11 protein-coding genes are annotated in these 18,280 nt (G+C 68.1%); 1 reads left to right on the top strand and 10 read right to left on the bottom strand.

The genetic code is table 11. The features are described 5' to 3' along the window. Positions 1-10 precede the first annotated feature (10 nt). Positions 11-2,458, top strand: a complete 2,448-nt coding sequence (locus tag B3D50_RS06290) for a zinc-dependent metalloprotease (protein ID WP_286950199.1) — start codon at positions 11-13, stop codon at positions 2,456-2,458. A gap of 230 nt (positions 2,459-2,688) precedes the next feature. Here the strand turns inward: B3D50_RS06290 and B3D50_RS06285 are convergent, their stop codons facing one another. From B3D50_RS06285 to B3D50_RS06240, 10 genes are all read right to left on the bottom strand, one after another. Continuing rightward, positions 2,689-3,810: a P1 family peptidase gene (locus B3D50_RS06285; protein ID WP_286950197.1), complete on the bottom strand. Its 1,122-nt coding sequence runs from the start codon at positions 3,808-3,810 to the stop codon at positions 2,689-2,691. Further along, entirely contained in the window at positions 3,807-5,423 is a 1,617-nt protein-coding gene (locus B3D50_RS06280) for an ABC transporter ATP-binding protein (protein ID WP_286950195.1), read from the bottom strand. The genes B3D50_RS06285 and B3D50_RS06280 overlap by 4 nt, the downstream gene beginning before the upstream one ends. Before the next feature lie 2 nt (positions 5,424-5,425). Beyond that, the gene (locus B3D50_RS06275) at positions 5,426-6,283 is read right to left on the bottom strand and encodes an ABC transporter permease (RefSeq protein ID WP_286950193.1); all 858 of its coding nucleotides are present in this window, start codon (positions 6,281-6,283) and stop codon (positions 5,426-5,428) included. Beyond that, a complete protein-coding gene (locus B3D50_RS06270) occupies positions 6,280-8,814 on the bottom strand; it encodes an ABC transporter substrate-binding protein (RefSeq protein ID WP_286950191.1) in 2,535 nt (844 codons plus the stop codon). Before B3D50_RS06270 ends, B3D50_RS06275 begins: the two co-directional genes overlap by 4 nt. Positions 8,815-8,987: 173 nt before the next feature. After that, positions 8,988-9,830: an acid phosphatase gene (locus B3D50_RS06265; protein WP_286950188.1), complete on the bottom strand. Its 843-nt coding sequence runs from the start codon at positions 9,828-9,830 to the stop codon at positions 8,988-8,990. Positions 9,831-9,853: 23 nt separating this feature from the next. Next, positions 9,854-11,434: an alkaline phosphatase D family protein gene (locus tag B3D50_RS06260; protein WP_286950186.1), complete on the bottom strand. Its 1,581-nt coding sequence runs from the start codon at positions 11,432-11,434 to the stop codon at positions 9,854-9,856. A 66-nt stretch (positions 11,435-11,500) separates the two neighbouring features. Further along, positions 11,501-13,744, bottom strand: a complete 2,244-nt coding sequence (locus B3D50_RS06255; RefSeq protein WP_286950184.1) for a TonB-dependent receptor — start codon at positions 13,742-13,744, stop codon at positions 11,501-11,503. 27 nt (positions 13,745-13,771) lie between these two features. Next, a complete protein-coding gene (locus B3D50_RS06250; protein WP_286950180.1) occupies positions 13,772-15,103 on the bottom strand; it encodes an aspartate aminotransferase family protein in 1,332 nt (443 codons plus the stop codon). Positions 15,104-15,236: 133 nt separating this feature from the next. After that, positions 15,237-17,435, bottom strand: a complete 2,199-nt coding sequence (locus tag B3D50_RS06245; protein WP_286950178.1) for a TonB-dependent receptor — start codon at positions 17,433-17,435, stop codon at positions 15,237-15,239. A gap of 278 nt (positions 17,436-17,713) precedes the next feature. After that, a complete protein-coding gene (locus B3D50_RS06240; RefSeq protein ID WP_125900103.1) occupies positions 17,714-18,280 on the bottom strand; it encodes a cupin domain-containing protein in 567 nt (188 codons plus the stop codon).

The following is an 18,280-nucleotide window of genomic DNA, read 5'->3' as shown; positions in this document are numbered from 1 at the left end:
GGGGAAGCCGATGTTGCGCAAGGTTCTGCTGGCGGGCGCCGCGGGTCTGGTTCTGGCTGGAGCGGCGGCTCCCGTCGCGGCGCAGTCCGCGCCCGCCTCGGCGGCGGCGTCGGCCGCCTGGCGGGACGGCCTGTTCGGCGTGCGACAGGACAGCGACAAGGGCAAGGTCTCGGTGCGCCTGCCCGCGCCGGACGCGGACGGGGTTCTGGGCCGTTATCTGTATCAGCCGGGTCTGTCGGCGGGCCTGGGCATGGACGGAGCGGGGCTGGATCGTTCAGGTCTGGGGCAGACGCAGGTCGTGGTCTTCCGCAAGGTCGGGAACCGGGTCTTCGCCGCCTTCGAGAACCACCGCTTCCGCGCCGTGGACGCCGACCCGGATCAGGTCAACGCCGTCGCCGCCTCCTTCGTCTCGCCGGTCGTCTGGTCGGCTGAGGCGACGGACGCCGGGGTCGACGGTTCGGTCACGGTGGACCTTTCGGGCTTTCTCGAGCGCGACGCGGTCAATGTGGTTTCCCGTCTGAAGCGTGCGCGGCTGGGGACGTTCAAGCCGGCCGCCAGCCTCGGCTACGTCGATACGGCCCAGACCCTGGTCTTCCCCGACAATGTCGAGTTCCAGACGGTCCAGACCTTCACAAGCGACGAGCCGGGCGGCGAGTTGTCGCGCGTTTCGCCGGAAACCCGTTCCGTCACCCTGGCGGTGCGCCATTCGTTCATCCGACTACCGGACGAGGGCTTCCTGCCTGTGCTGCATGATCCTCGGTCGGGCACCTCGGCTCAGGTGACGGTGACGGATTTCGCCGCCGACCTGGATCAGCCGGTGGTCAGTCGGCTGGCCCGCCGTTTCCGGCTAGAGAAGACGGATCCGTCCGCCGCGCGCTCGACGGTGAAGAAGTCCATCGTCTTCTACGTCGATCGCGCCGCCCCGCCCGCTATCCGCGAAGCCCTGATCGAGGGCGGCAACTGGTGGGCGCAGGCCTTTGAACAGGCGGGCTATCTGAACGCCTTCCGCGTCGAGCTGCTGCCCGAGGGCGCCCATCCGATGGATGCCCGCTACAACATCATTTCATGGGTCCACCGCGAGACGCGCGGCTGGTCGACCGGCACCAGCGTCAACGACCCCCGCACCGGCGAGATCGTGCGCGGCGTGGTGCAGCTGGGCTCGCTGCGCGACCGTCAGGACAAGATGATCATCGAGGGGCTGGTCGGCGCCGCGCGCGCCGGAACGGGCGCCGAGGACGACCCGGACCGTCTGGCCTATCACCGCCTGCGCCATCTGTCGGCGCACGAGATCGGACACGCCCTGGGCATCGCGCACAACTTCGCCGCCTCGACCTATGAGGGGCGCGCCTCGGTGATGGATTACCCGGCGCCGTGGGTCATCGCCGATGGCGAGCGGCTGGACTTCAGCCAGGCCTATACGACTGGGGTCGGCGCCTGGGATCGCTTTGTCGTCGACTGGCTGTACGGCGATGCGCCGGGGCAGGACCCGCAGGCGCGCCGTGCGGCGCTGGCGGCGCAGGCGCAAGGCCGGGGCTATCGCTCTGTGTCGGATGGCGACACCCGGCCGCTGGGTAGTCTTCAGGCCTATGGCGCCATGTGGGACAACGGCGAGGACCCGACGGCCGAGTTCGCCAATACTCTGGCCGTGCGCCGCATCGCCCTGTCGCGCTTCGGTCTGGACAATCTGCCGGACGGAGCGGCGGCGGCGGACCTGCGCCGCGTGATCGTGCCCATCTATCTGTATCACCGCTATCAGACCACGGCGGTGGGGCGTCTGGTCGGCGGCGTCGACTATGCCTATGCGGTCAAGGGCGACGGGCATGAACGCGCCGACGCCATCCCCGCCGACCGCCAGCGCGGCGCGCTGGAGGCCCTGATGCAGGCCCTGTCGCCCGAGGTGCTGGATATGCCGGACCGGGTCATCGACCTGCTGTCGTCGGTGCAGTCGGGTACGCCGGATCGCCAGATGCAGATCGAACTGTTCGAGAGCAAGACGGACGCCGTGTTCGACCCGTCCTCGGCGGCGGCCTCGGCGACTGAGGTGGTGTTCGAGACCCTGCTGGCGCCCGAACGGCTGAACCGTCTGGTCGAGCAGGAGCGCCGTGATCCGGGTCAACTGGGTCTGGTCGAGACGCTGGACCGGGTGGCGGTCGCCGTCGGTCCGGGCGCGACGCTGAACCCGCGTCAGGCCGAGTTGCGTCGCGTGGCCCGCGCTCGCTACGCCGCCCATCTGGCTGCGCTGATTCAGGGCAAGGACCTGTCCTCGACGGCGCAGGGGGCTGTTCGCGACAGCGCGCGGCGGTTTGGCGAGCAGTTGAAGCGCTGCCGCGGCGACCGGCTGGAGACGGCCCAGTGCGCCTATCTGGCGGAAGCCCTGACCGGGCCGGTCGAGGGGCTGAAGGCGTTGAGCGCGACCCTTCCGGTGGCGCAGGCGGTGCCGCCCGGCGCGCCCATCTGATCCCGACTAAAGGCCAACCCTCTCCCGGCGGGAGAGGGCTTGAGCGCACGGCGGCGTAGCCGTCGTTCTTGCGCGAAAGGGTGAGGGGCTTGTCCTGTCCGTCGGCGTGAGCCGTTGCTTGGCGGGATTGCCACGGCTTACGCCGACTTCAACCACGAACTCTCACCCTTTCGCCTTAGCCAATCGCCTCCGGCTCTTGGAGGCTCAAGCCCTCCCCCAACCGGAGAGGGTTACATCTCCCGCCAGGTCTTGCCGGTGACGCCCTCATAGTTGGTCGCGTGATAGACGCCGCGCGCCACCGCGCGGGCCAGGACGTCGGCGGCGACATTGCCGAGCTGGGCGACCGCGACCTGACGCAGGGCCGGGTCACCGATGACCTTCTTACCGGTGGACAGGCTGAACAGGGTGTCGCCGTCGAACGGCGCGTGGGCCGGGCGTATGGCGCGCGCCATGCCGTCCTGCGCCATGATGGCCACGCGCTGAAGCTCGACCCGCGTCAGGGCCACGTCGGTGGCGATGCAGGCGATAGTGGTGTTCTCGCGCGGCTGGGGCCGGAACTTGGACAGGCCCCAGTCCTCGGCCGAGGCGTGAAGGCCCGACGAGCCGAGGCCGCCGAACTCGTCGCCGATCTCATAGGGGGCGGCCCAGAAGTTCTTGCCGCCCGGCGCCACGACCGAGCCGACGCTGTTGACCGCCACGATGGCGCCGACCGTCCAGCCCGAGGCCATGACCGCTGAGGCCGAGCCGATGCCGCCCTTCAGCGCGCCGGCTTCTGCGCCATAACCCGCGCCGGCAGTGCCGAGGTCGAAGCGGTCGCTCGCGGCCTCCAGCGCCTGAACCGACAGGCGGCGATAGGGGGGCTCCATCTCCCACGCCTTGTTCCCGCCGTTGGCCAGGTCGTAGAGACAGGCGGTCGGGATGATAGGCGAAGGGGGCACGCCCGGCGCCCCGCCCATGCCGTAGCCGCGCCCGCGCATGCCCATCCAGGCGGCGACGCTGTCGGCCGAGCCGAGACCATAGACCGACCCGCCCGATAGGATGATGGCGTCCACCTCCTGCACCAGGTTTTCGGGGCGCAGCACGTCGGTCTCGCGCCCGGCGGGGCCGCCGCCACGCACATCCACGGCGGCTGTGGCGGGCTTTTCGGCCAGGATGACGGTGACGCCGGTGCGGACGCCCGCGTCGTGCGCCTGGCCGACCTTGATGCCCTCGACGTCGGTGATGAGGTTCAGCGGCCCGGTGCGACCCGACGCTCGGGCGGCGCTCTGGGCGGCCGGTTTGGCGCTCGCGGCGCCGGCGGCTGTGGCGGCGGCGCCGATCAGGGCTGAGCCGAGGACGGTTCTGCGGTTCATCCGGCGGTTTCCTTTTCCAGAGCGTGATTGCGGACCAGATCCGGCGTCGCCGCCAGAAGTTTCTGCGTATAGGGGTGCGAAGGGGCGGCGAAGACGGCGGCGGTGTGGCCCTGTTCGACGATCTTTCCGGCCTGCATGACCAAGAGGCGATCCGTCACCGTGCGCACGACGCTGAGGTCGTGGGTGACGAAGAGGTAGGAAAGGCCGAGCCGGTCCGACAGATCGGCCAGCAGGTCCAGCACCTGCGCCCGCACCGAAACGTCCAGCGCCGACACCGCCTCGTCCAGACAGATGACCGAGGGCTCGGTGATCAGGGCGCGGGCGATGGCGATGCGCTGGCGCTGGCCGCCCGAGAACTCGTGCGGATAGCGGTCGGCCGCGGCGCTGTTCAGGCCCACGCGCTCCAGCATTTCATCGACGCGGCGGCGGGCCTCTGCGGGCGACGGCTTGGCGTCCAGCAGGTGGAAGTTCTCGGCCACCAGATCGCTGACCTTCCAGCGCGGGTCGAAGCTGCCGTAGGGGTCCTGGAACACCACCTGGATGTCGCGGCGGATGGCCTTCAGCGCCGCGCCGCGCGCGGCGGTGATGTCGCAGCCCTTGACCCGGACGCGGCCCGCCTGCGGCGTCTCCAGCGCGAGGATGGCGCGCAGCAGGGTGGACTTGCCGCAGCCGCTTTCGCCGACGAGGCCGACGCTCTCGCCCGGCGCGATCGACAGGCTGACCTGATCGACGGCGCGGAAGGCTTTCGACTTGCCGAACAGGACGGGCGCGCCGCCGTATTCGCGCACCAGTCCCTCGACCTGAAGCACGGGGGCGGCGTCGGCCTGCGGGACGCTGAGGCGCGTCGGCGCGTGGGTGGCGTTGGCCAGCAGGCGTTGGGAATAGGGGTGGGCCATGCCGGTGCGGATGCGCGCCACCGGCGCTTCCTCGACCAGTTCGCCGTCCTTCATCACCGCCAGACGGTCGGCGGTTTCGGCCACGACGGCGAGATCGTGGGTGATGAGGATCAGGCCCATGCCGTCCTCGCGCACCAGCCGCTTCAGCAGGTCCAGCACCTGGGCCTGGGTGGTCACGTCCAGCGCCGTCGTCGCCTCGTCCGCGATCAGCAGCTTGGGCGTCAGGGCGATGGCGATGGCGATGGCGACACGCTGTCTCTGGCCGCCAGACAGTTCGTGCGGATAGCGGGTCAGGGGGAAGCGCTCGGCGGGCAGGCCGACCCGGTCCAGCACGGAACGGGCGACGGCGAGGGCTTCCTTGCGCGAGGTCTTCTTGTGCAGGCGCACCGTCTCGGCGACCTGATCGCCGATGGTCATGACGGGGTTCAGGGCCGTCATCGGCTCCTGAAAGATGATGCCCACGTCGCGGCCGCGCACCTGTTGCATCACGGCGTCGGGGGCGTTCGAGACGAGCTGGCCGTTCAGGCGGATCTCGCCGGTCAGGGTCGCGCGCGGCGGCGTCAGGCCCAGCACGGCCAGCGAGGTCATGGACTTGCCCGAGCCGCTCTCGCCGACAAGGCCGAGGATTTCGCTGGGGGCGACGGAAAGGCTGACGTTCTTCAGGATCGGCGTCTGGCTGATCGACAGGCTGAGGTCGCGGATATCGAGGACGGTCATGGTCAACGCTCCCGCCGCACGCGCGGGTCGAACAGGTCGCGCAGTCCGTCGCCGGTCAGGCTGAGGCCCAGCACGGTCACGAAGATGGCGAGGCCCGGCATGATGGCCAGCCATGGCGCGAAGCCGATCATGGTCTGGGCCTCGGCCAGCATCCGGCCCCAGCTGGGCGCGGGCGGCTGGGCTCCCAGGCCGACGTAGGACAGGCCCGCCTCGGCGACGATGCCGACGGCGAACTGGATGGCGGACTGCACGACCAGCAGGCTCATCAGATTGGGCAGGATGTGCTGGAGCGAGATCAGTGTCTTCGACTTGCCCGCCGTGCGGGCGGCCAGAACGTATTCGCGGGTCCACAGCCCTTGCGCCGCGCCGCGCGCGACGCGGGTGAAGACGGGGATGTTGAAGACGCCGATGGCGATGACGGCGTTGATCGCCCCCGGCCCCATGACGGCGGTGATCATCACGGCCAGCAGCAGGGCGGGGAAGGCGAAGATCAGGTCGTTGCCGCGCATGACCAGTTCGTCGACCCAGCCGCCGCGCGCCGCTGCGGTCAGGCCCAGAGGCGTGCCGATTGCGACGCCGATGCCGACGGCGACGAAGGCCACGACGAGGGAGTTCTGCGCCCCCGCCATGATCATCGACAGCACGTCGCGGCCGAAGTGGTCCGTGCCCATCCAGTGGGCTGCGGAGGGGGCGGTCAGCTTGGCGGCGATGTCCACCGCCTCGACGTCGTAGGGCGTCCAGGCCAACGCCAGCAGGGCGGTGGCCAGCACTATTGCGGTCAGCGTGGCGCCGACGATCAGCGATAGGGGCCAGCGCACGCGGGGTTTGGCGGGGGCGGTGATGGCGGGGGCGTCGGTCATGCGCGGCGTCCCCTCAGGCGCGGATCGGCGAACAGATAGGCCAGGTCGATCAGGAAGCTGACCAGGACCACGGCGAAGACCAGAACCACCACCACGCTCTGCACCACGATCAGGTCGCGCTGGGTGATGGCCTGGAAGACCAGTCGGCCGAGGCCGGGCAGGGAGAAGACGTTCTCGATGATGATGCCGCCCGCCAGCAGGAAGGGGAATTGCAGGCCAAGGATGGTCAGGACCGGGATCCAGGCGTTCCTCAGGGCGTGTCGCCACAGGGCCTGATTGACCGACAGGCCCTTGGCGCGGGCGGTGCGGACATAGTCCTCGTTCATGGTGTCCAGCAGGGCGGTTCTCAGCACGCGGGCCAGAATGGCGGCCTGCGGCGCGGCCAGCGCCACGGCGGGGAGGATCAGGGCCTTGAAGGCGGGCCAGAAGCCGCTGCTCCAGCCGGGGAAGCCGCCCGCCGAGAACCAGCCCAGGTTCACCGAGAACAACAGGATCAGCAGCATGGCGATCCAGAAGTTGGGCAGGGCGACGCCGACCTGTGTCACGCCGATCAGGCCGGTATCGACGGCGGTTCCCCGGCGGCTGGCGGCGGTGACGCCGATGGGCAGGGCGACGATCAGCGACAGGACGGTGGCCATCAGCGCCAGCGGCGCGGACACGGCCAGACGTTCGGCGATCAGGCCGCCGACCGGCACCTGATAGGTGTAGCTAGTCCCGAACTTTCCGGTCAGCAGGTCGCCGAGCCAGGCGAAGTAGCGCTCAAGGCCCGAGCCTTCGAGGCCCATCTGCTGGCGCAGGGCGGCGATGGATTCTGGGCTGGCGTTCAGTCCCATCATATAGCTGGCCGGATCGCCGGGCACGACCTGCAGCAGCAGGAAGATGACCACGGTCGCGGCCGCCAACGTCAGGGCGTGGCCGCCCAGCTTCTTCAGCAGCCAGGCCGCGCCGAAGCGCCAGGCGACGAAGGCCAGCAGGCCGGCGCCCGCGATCAGGCTGATCCAGCTCCAGGGCAGGCCGCCGCCCGTGCGCTCGGCAGTCGCGGCGCCTGCTGCGCCAGCGCCCGTCCAGTAGGCGCCGGTGACGTCGTTGGCGGCGATGGGGCCGTTGATCCACAGGCCGTTCAAGTCTGCCTTCCACACGCCGATGCGTGACGACTGGAACAGGAAGCCGTTGACCGCGTCATCGGCGATGCGGCGTTGCAGGTCGCCCAGCAGGCGGTTGCGTGTCGGCTCGTCGGGGGCGGCGTTGACTTGAGCCAGAAGGGCGTCGAAGGCGGGGCTGTCGTAGCCGAAATAGTAGTCCTTTCGGCCGTAGATGTCGTAATCCATCGGCTCGACGTGTTCGACGATGGTCAGATCGAACTGGCGGCGCTTGAACACCTGATCCAGCCACTGGGCCCATTCCAGATTCTCGATCCTGGCGCGGATGCCCGCCTGCGCCAGCTGCGAAATCAGAACCTCGCCGCTGCGCCGGGCGTAGGGGCGGGGCGGCAGGCGCAGGGTCACGTCGATGCCGTTGGGATAGCCCGCCTCGGCCAGCAGGGCGCGCGCCTTGGCCGGATCGTGCGGATAGAGGCCGGTCAGGTCGACATAGCCCGGCGCCTGACGCGAATAATGGCTGCCGATGGGCTGGCCGAAGCCGAACATGGCCCCCTGGATCAGGGCCTCGCGGTCGATGGCGTAGGACAGGGCGCGGCGCACCCGCACGTCGTTGAAGGGCGCCTTGGTGTTGTTGATCCCCAGAATGACCTTGCCTTCGGAAGCGCCGACGACGACGCGGAAGCGCGGGTCGCGCTGGAACTGGGCCACGTTCTCGGGCGCGGGGTAGTTGGGGAAGGCGTCCACGTCGCCCGCGCTGACGGCGGCGAAGGCGGCGGTCGGGTCGCTGATGAAGCGGAAGACGACGGTGTTCAGACGGGGCGCCGGACCCCAGTAGCCGTCGCGGCGGATCAGGGTCAGCTGGCTGCCGCGCTGCCAGCCCTGCAGCTTGAACGGGCCGGTGCCGACGGGCGTAACGGCGTTGGTGGCCGCGCTCCTCGGCGAAACCATCACCGCGTCGCCCCAGGCCAGAACATAGGGCAGGGTCGCCATCGGCCGCGACAGGCGGATGCGGATGGTCGCCGGATCGACGACCTCGACGCTCTGGATCGGCGCGAACAGGGCCTTCTGGGCGTTGGTCGAGCCTTCGGCCGTGATGCGGTCCAGGGAGAACTTCGCCACTGATGCGTCGAACGGCGAGCCGTCCGAGAAGGTGACGCCGCGCCGCAGATGGAAGGTCCAGGTCAGGCCGTCGGGCGCGGCTTCCCACGACTCGGCCAGCGACGGGGCGACCGCGCCGTTCTGGGTCAGCTTGGTCAGGCCCTCGAAGACGTTGGCGTAGACGACTTCATCCACCGCCGCCGCCGCGCCCGAGGTCGGATCAAGGTTCGGCGGCTCCAGCGGCAGGCCCAGCACCAGACGGTCGCGCGGCGCTTGCGCCTGAACCTGCGGCGCGGTCAGGCCCCCGACGAGGCACAGGGCCAGCGACAGCACGAGCGTGATCAGGCCGGACCGAAGCCCGCCGTTCCGGCCGCGCCGTCGGGATGCTGTCGCGACGCGTGTCGCCCCTGTCTTCGTCACCTTCCCTCGATCTCCCCCTTGCGACGTGGCCGATCTTCGTCAGCCTACGTCATGGATTTGCTTTCACGCCATGGATTAAGCGCGCCTCACCACGGCTGGCGCGCCAGCGAGGCGGGGCAGGCGGCGGTGCTTTCGGTCGCGGCGGCGCGGGCGGCCTCGAACTCCTCTTTCGCGCGGGCGAAGTCGGCTTGGAACGCCGGATCGGCCTTCAGCCGGGTGACGATGGTCGCGCCGACGATGCGGCCCGCCTCGACGTCGCTGGGATAGTGGACGCCGCACACTGCGCGGCTTTCGCCATAGGCCAGGCCGCGTCGCAGGATGGCGTCGGCGCGGTCGGGCGCCAGTTCGGCCAGCACCAGCGCCCAGGCCCAGCCCAGCGCCGAGTGGCCCGACGGATAGGAGCCGCTGGCCGCCAGCCAGGTCTCGGGCGCGATGCAGGTCGGCAGGGGCTCGACCACGAAGGGGCGCTTGCGGAAATAGCCCTTCTTGGCCGGGGTCTGGATCATCTCCAGATCGCCCAGCATCTTGCCCATCAACAGCGTCAGGGTCGGCATCTGTTCCGGCTCGAACTTGAAGCCGAGGGCGCAGTCGAAGGCGCGTGGGGCGCCGGGCGTCTCGATCTCATTGTCGGCGCGGGCGATGGCCCAGCGTTCGGAGCCTTCCAGCGACCGCATGGCGCGATAGGCGGTGATGTCGGCCTGTTCGCGCAGCGAGCCTTCGGCGGGCGGCGGCGGCAGGAAGTTGGCGGCGTTGGGCGTATTCTCGGCGGTCAGATAGCCGTGCGGGTGATCGCGGAAGCCCTCCCAGAAGGTCACGGGCGCAGACGCCGCCGTCTGTGTCGACACGGCTCCGGCGCATCCGCTCAACGCTCCGCCGAGCGCGAGAGCCAGGCTCATCGCGATGAGGGAAGAGCGGCGCGAGGTGGTCATGGGAAAACTCCGGGTAGACAGGATCATGCGGCGACGGCGCCGGGGCGGCCCGATTCAACGGTCCAGGATTTCAGGGTCGACAGGCTGGCCTTGGGATCGCGCACGTCGCTGATGACCTGATAGCGCGTATCCATGCGGTCGGGGCGCACGTCGATCGACATATAGCCGCGCGGGCGGCTGTCGAAGAACTTCACCTGCGGATTATTGGGCATGACGGCCATCAGCCCGTCGTAGCTGGGGCCGGTCGAGGTGATGGAGGTGCCGACGAACTCGGTCGCCACGGTGGCCGACGACGGGTCGCGGCTGTCCAGTTTCACGTCATTGGTCCAGAAGGAATGGTAGTCGCCGCTGAGGACGACGGGGTTGGACGGCTTCAGTTCCGACAGGGCCGAGGTCAGCCGGTCGCGAGCGGCGGGGAAGCCGTCCCAGGTGTCGGTCCAGTAGCGGTTTTCCTCGGCCGGGCTGCGGGCCAGACGCAGGCCCGCCATCACCAGATTCTGGCCCAGGATGTTCCAGCGCGCCTCGGCGCGGGCCAGGCCGTCGTACAGCCAACGCTCCTGCTCGAAGCCGAGGAAGGTGCGCGACGGGTCCAGCCGGTCGGTGCAGGTCGCGTCGGTGACGATCTGGCCCTTGCCGCCGTTGGCGCCGTCGCTGCACGGCTGTTTCGAGCGGTATTGGCGGCCGTCCAGCATGAAGAACTCGGCCAGCTTGCCATAGCGGATGCGGCGATAGATCGGCATCTGCAGGGCGGCGCTCAGGCGCGCGCGGCGGATCGGCATGGCTTCGTAGAAGGCCTGATAGGCGGCGGCGCGGCGTTGCAGGAAGTCATTGGGCGCAACGCCCGAAACCTTGGACCAGACGCCGGAATAGTCGTCCTGAACCTCGTGGTCGTCCCAGACGGCGAGGCAGGGGGCGGCGGCGTGCAGACGCTGTAGGTCGGCGTCGGTGCGGTGCAGGGCGTAGCGGTTGCGATAGCCCGCCAGCGATGTCGCTTCCTCAAGGTTGTAGGGGCGCACCACCTGGTCGGCGCGGTCCGGCCCCAGGCTGTATTCATAGATGTAGTCGCCCAGGAACAGGGTCAGGTCCGGCTGTTCGTCGGCCATGTGGCCGTAGGCGCTGAAATAGCCGCGCTCCCAGTGCGAGCAGGAGGCGACGGCGAGGCGCAGCCGGTCGGCGCCGGCGTTCGGGGCAGGGGTGGTCAGGGCGCGGCCGGTCGGGCTCTGCTGGCCCTGGGCGGTGAAGCGGTACCAGTAGGGGCGATGGGGGCTGAGGCCCGCGACCTCGACGTGCAGGCTGTGGGCGGCGTCGCGGGCGGCGGTCGCGTTGCCGGCGGCGACGACGCGGCGGAACTGGTCGTCGGCGGCCACTTCCCAGCGCACGGGAATGGCGGCGTCGAGGCCGCCCAGACCGTCGGCGGCCAAGGGATCGGCGGCCAGCCGGGTCCAGATGACGAAGCCGTCCGGCGCGGGATCGCCGCTGGCGACGCCCAGCGGGAACAGATAGGCGCCGCCCGCCTGCGCCCGGCCGAAACTCAGCACGGCGGGCGCGACGACCAGACCCGTCAGCAGGGTGCGGCGATCAAGGCGGGAAGCGGAGTAAGCCATCATACCATCAGGAAAAGGCGCAAGGCGGACCGGCCGGAACCGGCCCGCCTCACTCGGGAGGAAGCCTTAGAAGTCCACCGACAGGCGCACGCCGTAGGTGCGGCCCTGGCTGGGCGAGGTGGTCGGACGCGCCGAGCCGTTGAAACCGTTGCGGGTCTCTTCGTAGTAGGTGTTGAACATGTTCCGCACCCACAGGCCCGCGCGCCAGTTGGCGCCGGCCGGGCTGACGCTGAAGTTGGCGTTCCACAGCCAGTAGGCGTCGATGATCGATGAGGAACTGACGGAATACAGCTCGTCCCGATAGTTGTAGTTCGTCTCGGCGCGCAGATCCCACCCGGCCGCTTCCCAGTCATAGGCGACCGAGCCGCCGTAGTTCATCTTGGGGAAGGACAGGCGCTCGCCGGAGCGGTCGTTCGAGATGATGATGTCCCAGGGGCCATTGGGCGGGTTGGCGGCGACGGTCGCGGCGCTGTCGACCGCGAAATATTCGTCGTACTTGCCCGTCTTGTAGCCGAGGTTCTGGGTAATGGTCAGGCCATTGATCGGAGCCCAGACCAGTTCCACTTCGCCGCCCCAGATGTGTGACTTCGGCACATTGGTGATTTTGCCGAGGCGGCCTGCGGTGCGGTCGAACTCGATCCCCTGAACCTGCTGATCTTTGTAGTCGTAGTAGAACAGGGCGCCGTTCAGACGCAGGCGACGATCGAACAAGTCCGACTTGATCCCAGTCTCATAAGCGATGACGATTTCGGGCTTGAAGGGACGAGCTGCCTGGGAGTTCGGAGAGTTGTAGGTGGTGAAACCGCCCGACTTCACGCCGCGCGCCACGCTGGCGTAGAACAGGGCGTCGTCCGTGAGCGTGTACTCCAGTCCAGCCCGACCGGTGATTTCCTCCATCGTGGTGTCAAATGTCTCGGGCGGCGGCGGCAGGGCCGGGGCCGTGAAGGTGCCGCGGCTCGTCAGTTCCCGCTCTTCCTTTTCCCAGCGCAGGCCTAGGATCAGGTTCAGGCGGTCCGTGACTTGATAGGAGTTGTGCGTGAACAGCCCGAAGGCGGTAACGCTCTGGTCATAGGCCGTGTTGACTAGGCTGGACTGGTAGTTGGTCGAAGGGGAGCCCCGGAACTCGGTATAGAAGCCGCCGTCGATGCTCTCATCGGCATAGTGGGCGCCGACCATCCATTGCAGCGGGCCGTCGCTGGTCGAGCTCAGGCGAAACTCTTGAGCAAAGACATTGATGTCATTGTAAAAATAGACATCCGACTCTTGGAATCGCGTGCCGTCCCAGTCGTTGTATTCCTTCCGGGAGAAGGTCTGATAGGCGGTGATCGAGGACAAGTCCGCCCAGCCGAGATTCGCCTTGATGCGCGCGTTGATATCGAAGCCGTCATTGTCGCGGAACGGCTTCGCGTCGGTCGAGACGCCGGCCACATCGGCCAGACGTTGCGAAATGCCCCACCCGGTAATCCGCCAGGCCGTGTCTTTCGGGTAGGTGATGCTGCCGTCGGCGACCGTGTACGGCCCCAGCAGGCGGAAGCCGCGGCCGTCCGACTTGTCGATCGAATAGGTGGCGGCCAGGTCGACGGTGACGGCCTCGCTGGCGTCCCAGGTCAGGCGGCCGCGGATGGCGGTCTTGTCGAGGTCGCCCAGCTTTTCGCCGGTGTCGCGGTGGTATTGCCAGGCGCCGCCCTGTTCGGTGACGGCGGCCAGGCGGCCCAGCAGGTTGGGCGCGATCTGACCCGAGACATAGCCCTCGACCTTGAAGCGATCGAACGTGCCGTACTCGGCGTTGAAGCCGGCGCGGAAGTCGGCCGTGGGCGCATTGGTGATGATGTTGACGGCGCCGCCTGTGGTGTTGCGGCCGTAGAGGGTGCCTTGCGGGCCGCGCAGGACTTCCATGCGCGCCACGTCGAACAGGGCGCCCTGGGTCGTCACCGTATAGGGATGGGCCACTTCATCGACGTAGATGCCGACCGTCGAGGCGTTGTTCGAGGAGTATTCGCGCGCGCCGATGCCGCGGATGCGGAACTGGGGCTGGCCGCCGCCGAACTGGCTGTCGACCTCCATGTTGGGGACGGCGTTTTCCAGGTCGTTGACGACCGATATGCCCTTCTCGTCCAGTTGTTCGCCGCCGATGACGCTGAGCGAGACGCCCACGTCCTGACTGGCCTGCTCGCGGCGCTGGGCGGTGACGATGATCTCGTCGACGCGCGTGGCCTGATCCCCCGATCGGGCGTCGCTCTGAGCGTTCGCGTTGGAGAAGGCGGCCAGGGTCAGCAGGCTGACCGACGACGCCAGTAGGTGTTTTCTCATTCTATTCCCCCTCCTCGACACCCCTGATCAGGGTGTTTTTTCTATGATCCCTGACAGGCGGCCGATCAGTTCGTCGATCTGTTCCCGGCTGATAATCAGCGGGGGCGACAGGGCGATGACATCCGCCGTCACCCGGATCAGCAGCCCTTCGTCGAACGCCCGGTGGAAGACCTCGGTCGCGCGGGCGCCGGGCGCGCCGGGACGCGGCTCCAGCTCGATCCCGGCAACCAGACCCAGATCGCGGATGTCGATGACGTGGCGCAGCCCCCTCAGACTGTGCACGGCGTCCTGCCAGTAGGGCGTCAGTTCAATCGCGCGCTGGAACAGACCTTCGCTCTCATAGACGTCGAGCGTCGCCAGACCGGCCGCCGCCGCCAGCGGGTGGCCGGAATAGGTGTAGCCGTGGAAGAACTCGATGCCCGGTCCGGCGGCGCTCTCGACCACCGCCTGGTAGACGGCGCTGCTGACGCCGACGGCGCCCATCGGCACGGCGCCGTTGGTCAGCCCCTTGGCGCAGGTCATCAGGTCGGGCGTGACGCCCAGGGCCTCGGCCGCCGTCAGGGCGCCTAGGCGGCCGAAGCCGGTGATGACCTCGTCGAAGATCAGCAGGATGTCGTGCTGCGCCGTGATCTCGCGCAGGCGCTCCAGATAGCCGAGCGGCGGCACGATCACCCCGGCCGAGCCGGACATGGGCTCGACGATGACGGCGGCGATGGTCTCGGCGCCGTGGGTCTCGATCAGGGCCTCCAGCTCATCGGCCAGATGCAGGCCCCAGGCGGGCTGGCCGCGCGTGAAGGCGGCCTCGTCCAGGTTCAGCGTGTGCGACAGATGGTCGACGCCGGGCAGGGTGGGGAAGCCGCGCCTGTTGTTCTCCAGCCCGCCCACGGAAATGCCGCCGAAGCCGACGCCGTGATAGCCCTTCTGGCGGCCGATCAGACGGGTGCGGTTCTCAAACCCTTTGGCCGATTGATAGGCGAGGGCGATCTTCAGGGCGGTGTCGACCGCCTCGGACCCCGAACCGGCGAAGAAGACGTGGTTCAGGTCGCCGGGCAGCAGCATGCCCAGACGCGAGGCCAGCTCGAACGCCAGCGGGTGGCCCAGCTGGAAGGTCGGGGCGTAGTCCAGAATCTCGGCCTGACGCTGGATCGCCTCCACGATCGGCCGGCGGGCGTGACCGGCGTTGACGCACCACAGGCCGGCGGTGCCGTCCAGCACCGCCCGGCCGTCCGGCGTGAAGTAGTGCATGTCCCTGGCCGAGGCGAACAGGCGAGGCTGCGCCTTGAAGGCGCGGTTCGCCGTGAACGGCATCCAGAATGGATCAAGGTCGTTGGCGGCCTTGCCGGCGCTTGCAGCGGTCATGCGGTCATCCTCTGTCTTTCGCCAGTAGCGGACGAACCGCGTCGAAAGGGAAGACTGTTACTTGTCGGGCGCAACATGCAGATAAAAAAGGATATTTTACCTGCATGCTCGATTTACTGAGCGGGGTGATCGATCAGTAGCGCAGGGTCAGCCGCGCGCCGATGGTGCGCGGCGTTCCGGGTTGGGCGATGTCGGCGCTGGTGAAGAAGTTGCGGGTCAGGTCGTAGTCCTGATCGAACAGGTTCCGCGCCCAGAAGGCCACGGACCAGGCGGCGTCCTCGGGGCCGATGGTGACGCTGGCGTTGGCCAGCCAATAGGCCTCGACATCGTATTTCTGGCCCAGCCAGGACGGGTATTCGTCGCGATAGCTGTAGTTGGCTTCGGCCGTGACGGCGAAGCCGCCGACGGTCCAGTCGTAGCTGACCGATCCGCCGTAGGACCAGGCGGGGAAGGGGATCTTCTGGCCCGACTTGTCGATGTAGACGGTGGCGCGCGGCGTCTGCTGGCAGGCGCCGATATCCAGGTCGGTGAAGTCGGTGTACTCGCCCTTCTTGTAGCTGAGGTTCTGGCTGATGCGCAGGCTGGCGGCAGGGCGGAAGACGCCTTCGAGTTCCGCGCCGTAAATCTTGGAGTCAGCGTTGGTGAAGCGGCCGACCGGCCCGTTGGCGCCGCAGACAGCCGACAGCACCTGCTGGCCGTTGTAGTCGTAATAATAGGCCGCGCCGTTGATCTGGACCGCGCGCGACGGGTCGGCCTTGAAGCCCAACTCATAGGCCCAGAGGATTTCCGGATCGAAGGGTTCGATGCCGCTGCTGTCGCCGGTGTTGTAGGTGGTGAAGCCGCCCGACTTGGCGCCCCGGCTGGCCGAGCCGTAGAGCAGGACGTTGTCGACGGGCTTGAACTCCAGCGCCGCCTTGCCGGTCAGCGGGGTCATCTTGGTGTCGACGCTGGTCGGGGGCAGGGCGGTGGCGCCGCCGAAGGCCGAGCCGAAGCCTTCAAGCTCGCGCGTTTCTTCTTCGTAGCGCAGGCCCAGAATGGCCTTCCACCGCTCGGAGAAGGCGTATTCGGCCTGACCGAACAGGCTCCAGGACTCGACCTTCTGGTCATAGGTGACCTGGGCGTAGGTATTGTAGATGTCGATGAAGTCCGAGAAGTAGCGCTCGTTGAGATCCTGTTTCGAATAGTAGAACCCGGCCACCCAGGTCAGGGAGCTGTCGTTGTCCGAGGCCAGACGCAGTTCCTGCGACAGAACCTTCACGTCGCTGCCGAAGAAGGTGTCGGCCTCGACCGAGGCGCTGGAATCCCAGTCGCCGTATTCGCTGCGGTCCAGGGTCTCATAGCTGGTGATGCTGGACAGGTTCATGCCCTTGAGCGCCAGATTGGCGTTCAGCGAGGAGCCCCAGGATGAGTTGTCCCGGCCCGGCTTGGCGTTCACATCACGGCCGATGGCGTTGGCGAAGCGTTGAGACAGGCCCCAGCCGGTCTTGGAGCGGTCCTTGTCGGCGGGAATGACTGGGCCGGTCCCCAGGCGGGTGTGCAGGTCACTGATCAGATACAGGCCCTGGTTCTCGGACTTGTCGACGCCGCCGTGGATGTCGAGCAGGGCCGTGAAGGTTTCATTGGGCGTCCATTCCAGCAGGGCGCGGGCGCCGGTGCGATCGGCGTCGCCCAGGCTTTCGCCCGTGTCGCGGTTTCGCTGCCAGGCGCCGCCTTGCTCAGTCGAGACGGCCAGACGGCCACGCAGGGTTTCGGCCAGCGGACCGGAGACATAGACCTCGCCCCGGAACAGGTTGTGGCTGCCCCATTCAGTCATCAGCCCGGCGGACAGGTCTTCGGTCGGGCGCTTGGTGACGAAGCTGATGGCGCCGCCGGTGGTGTTGCGGCCGTAGAGGGTGCCTTGCGGCCCGCGCAGCACCTCGACCCGGTAGATGTCGAAGATCAGTCCCTGCGTCATGACGGGGACCGGATAGGCGACCTCGTTCACATAGACGCCGACGGTGGGCGAGTTGTTGGAGGCGTAGTCCTGAAAGCCGACGCCGCGCATGCGGAACTGGGCCGCGCCGCCGCCGAAGGCCGGTTCGACCTCCAGGTTGGGGGTGGCGTTCTGAAGCTGGTTGACGTTGGTGACGCCCTGCTGCGTCAGGCTTTCACCGCTGAGGACGCTGAGGGCGATGCCTACGTCCTGGGCCGCCTGTTCACGGCGCTGGGCGGTGACGATGACCTCGTCGACCGTGGTGGCGGCCGGCTCGTCGAGCGCGCGCTGCGCGGCGACGGAGGTGGCGGACAGGGCGAACAAGGCCCCGGCGGAAACGCTGACCATCAGACGATTCATCGTCTTCCTCCCCATGAGGCCGTCGCGGTCTATGGCCGCGTTCAGCCGTCGCGGCCGGGACTGCCCGGTCGCCGAACTATCTCCGTAGTCGACGTTTTGTGCAATGCAGCACATTTGTGCGGCTGCTCTGTCGGCGACGGAAATCTCTCTTCCCTCGGCAATCAGTAGCTGCCTTGGGTCGATTTGGAGCAAGACTGTTTCTTTGGGTGCCTATCTTCCTGTCGCGTAAGGATAAAATAATCCAATGATCGGAATACTGATCATTCGCAGCGGCGCCGTTAGAAGGTCGGCGGCGTGCAGGCGCTGATGACCACGCAAGGCGCGTCGCCGATGTTGCGGAAGCGGTGCGGCAGGACGCTGGGAAACAGATAGCCTTCGCCCGCCTTCAGCACCCGCGACTGGCCGTCGACGGTGACTTCCAGACGGCCGGAGATGATCATGCCGCCTTCCTCTCCCTCGTGGGACAGCATGACCCGGCCGCTGTCCGAGCCGGGCTGATAGGTCTCGTACAGGATCTGCAAGCTGGAATCCTGGCTGGAGCCCAGCTGACGGTAGGAGACTTCGCCGCGCGAAATGTCGGTCAGTTCGTCGTGGCGATAGAAGTATTTGGTCGGGGTCTCGAACTCCGAGCTGAAGAAGTCGCCCAGCGATATGCCCGCCGCGTCCAGCAGGCGTTTCAGCGAGCCGACGGAGGGGCTGGTGCGGCCGCTCTCGACCAGGCTGACGGTGCTGGACGGCACGCCGGCTTTGCGCGCCAGGGCGCGCTGCGACAGGCCCAGGCGATCCCGAAGGGCGCGCAGGCGCGGGCCGATGATGTTCTCTTCTTCCATGTCGCCACGCGCCAT

It is taken from the genome of Brevundimonas sp. UBA7507 (assembly GCF_002478355.1).
Classification (GTDB): domain Bacteria; phylum Pseudomonadota; class Alphaproteobacteria; order Caulobacterales; family Caulobacteraceae; genus Brevundimonas; species Brevundimonas diminuta_D.
This window is presented reverse-complemented; position numbering and strand designations above follow the sequence as displayed.

Excerpts from the sequence above, each read along its gene's own strand:
- B3D50_RS06290 (WP_286950199.1), top strand. The coding sequence starts at position 11 with ATGTTGCGCAAGGTTCTGCTGGCGGGCGCCGCGGGTCTGGTTCTGGCT.
- B3D50_RS06285 (WP_286950197.1), bottom strand. The coding sequence starts at position 3,810 with ATGAACCGCAGAACCGTCCTCGGCTCAGCCCTGATCGGCGCCGCCGCC.
- B3D50_RS06280 (WP_286950195.1), bottom strand. The coding sequence starts at position 5,423 with ATGACCGTCCTCGATATCCGCGACCTCAGCCTGTCGATCAGCCAGACG.
- B3D50_RS06275 (WP_286950193.1), bottom strand. The coding sequence starts at position 6,283 with ATGACCGACGCCCCCGCCATCACCGCCCCCGCCAAACCCCGCGTGCGC.
- B3D50_RS06265 (WP_286950188.1), bottom strand. The coding sequence starts at position 9,830 with ATGACCACCTCGCGCCGCTCTTCCCTCATCGCGATGAGCCTGGCTCTC.
- B3D50_RS06260 (WP_286950186.1), bottom strand. The coding sequence starts at position 11,434 with ATGGCTTACTCCGCTTCCCGCCTTGATCGCCGCACCCTGCTGACGGGT.
- B3D50_RS06255 (WP_286950184.1), bottom strand. The coding sequence starts at position 13,744 with ATGAGAAAACACCTACTGGCGTCGTCGGTCAGCCTGCTGACCCTGGCC.
- B3D50_RS06250 (WP_286950180.1), bottom strand. The coding sequence starts at position 15,103 with ATGACCGCTGCAAGCGCCGGCAAGGCCGCCAACGACCTTGATCCATTC.
- B3D50_RS06245 (WP_286950178.1), bottom strand. The coding sequence starts at position 17,435 with ATGAATCGTCTGATGGTCAGCGTTTCCGCCGGGGCCTTGTTCGCCCTG.
- B3D50_RS06240 (WP_125900103.1), bottom strand. The coding sequence starts at position 18,280 with ATGGCGCGTGGCGACATGGAAGAAGAGAACATCATCGGCCCGCGCCTG.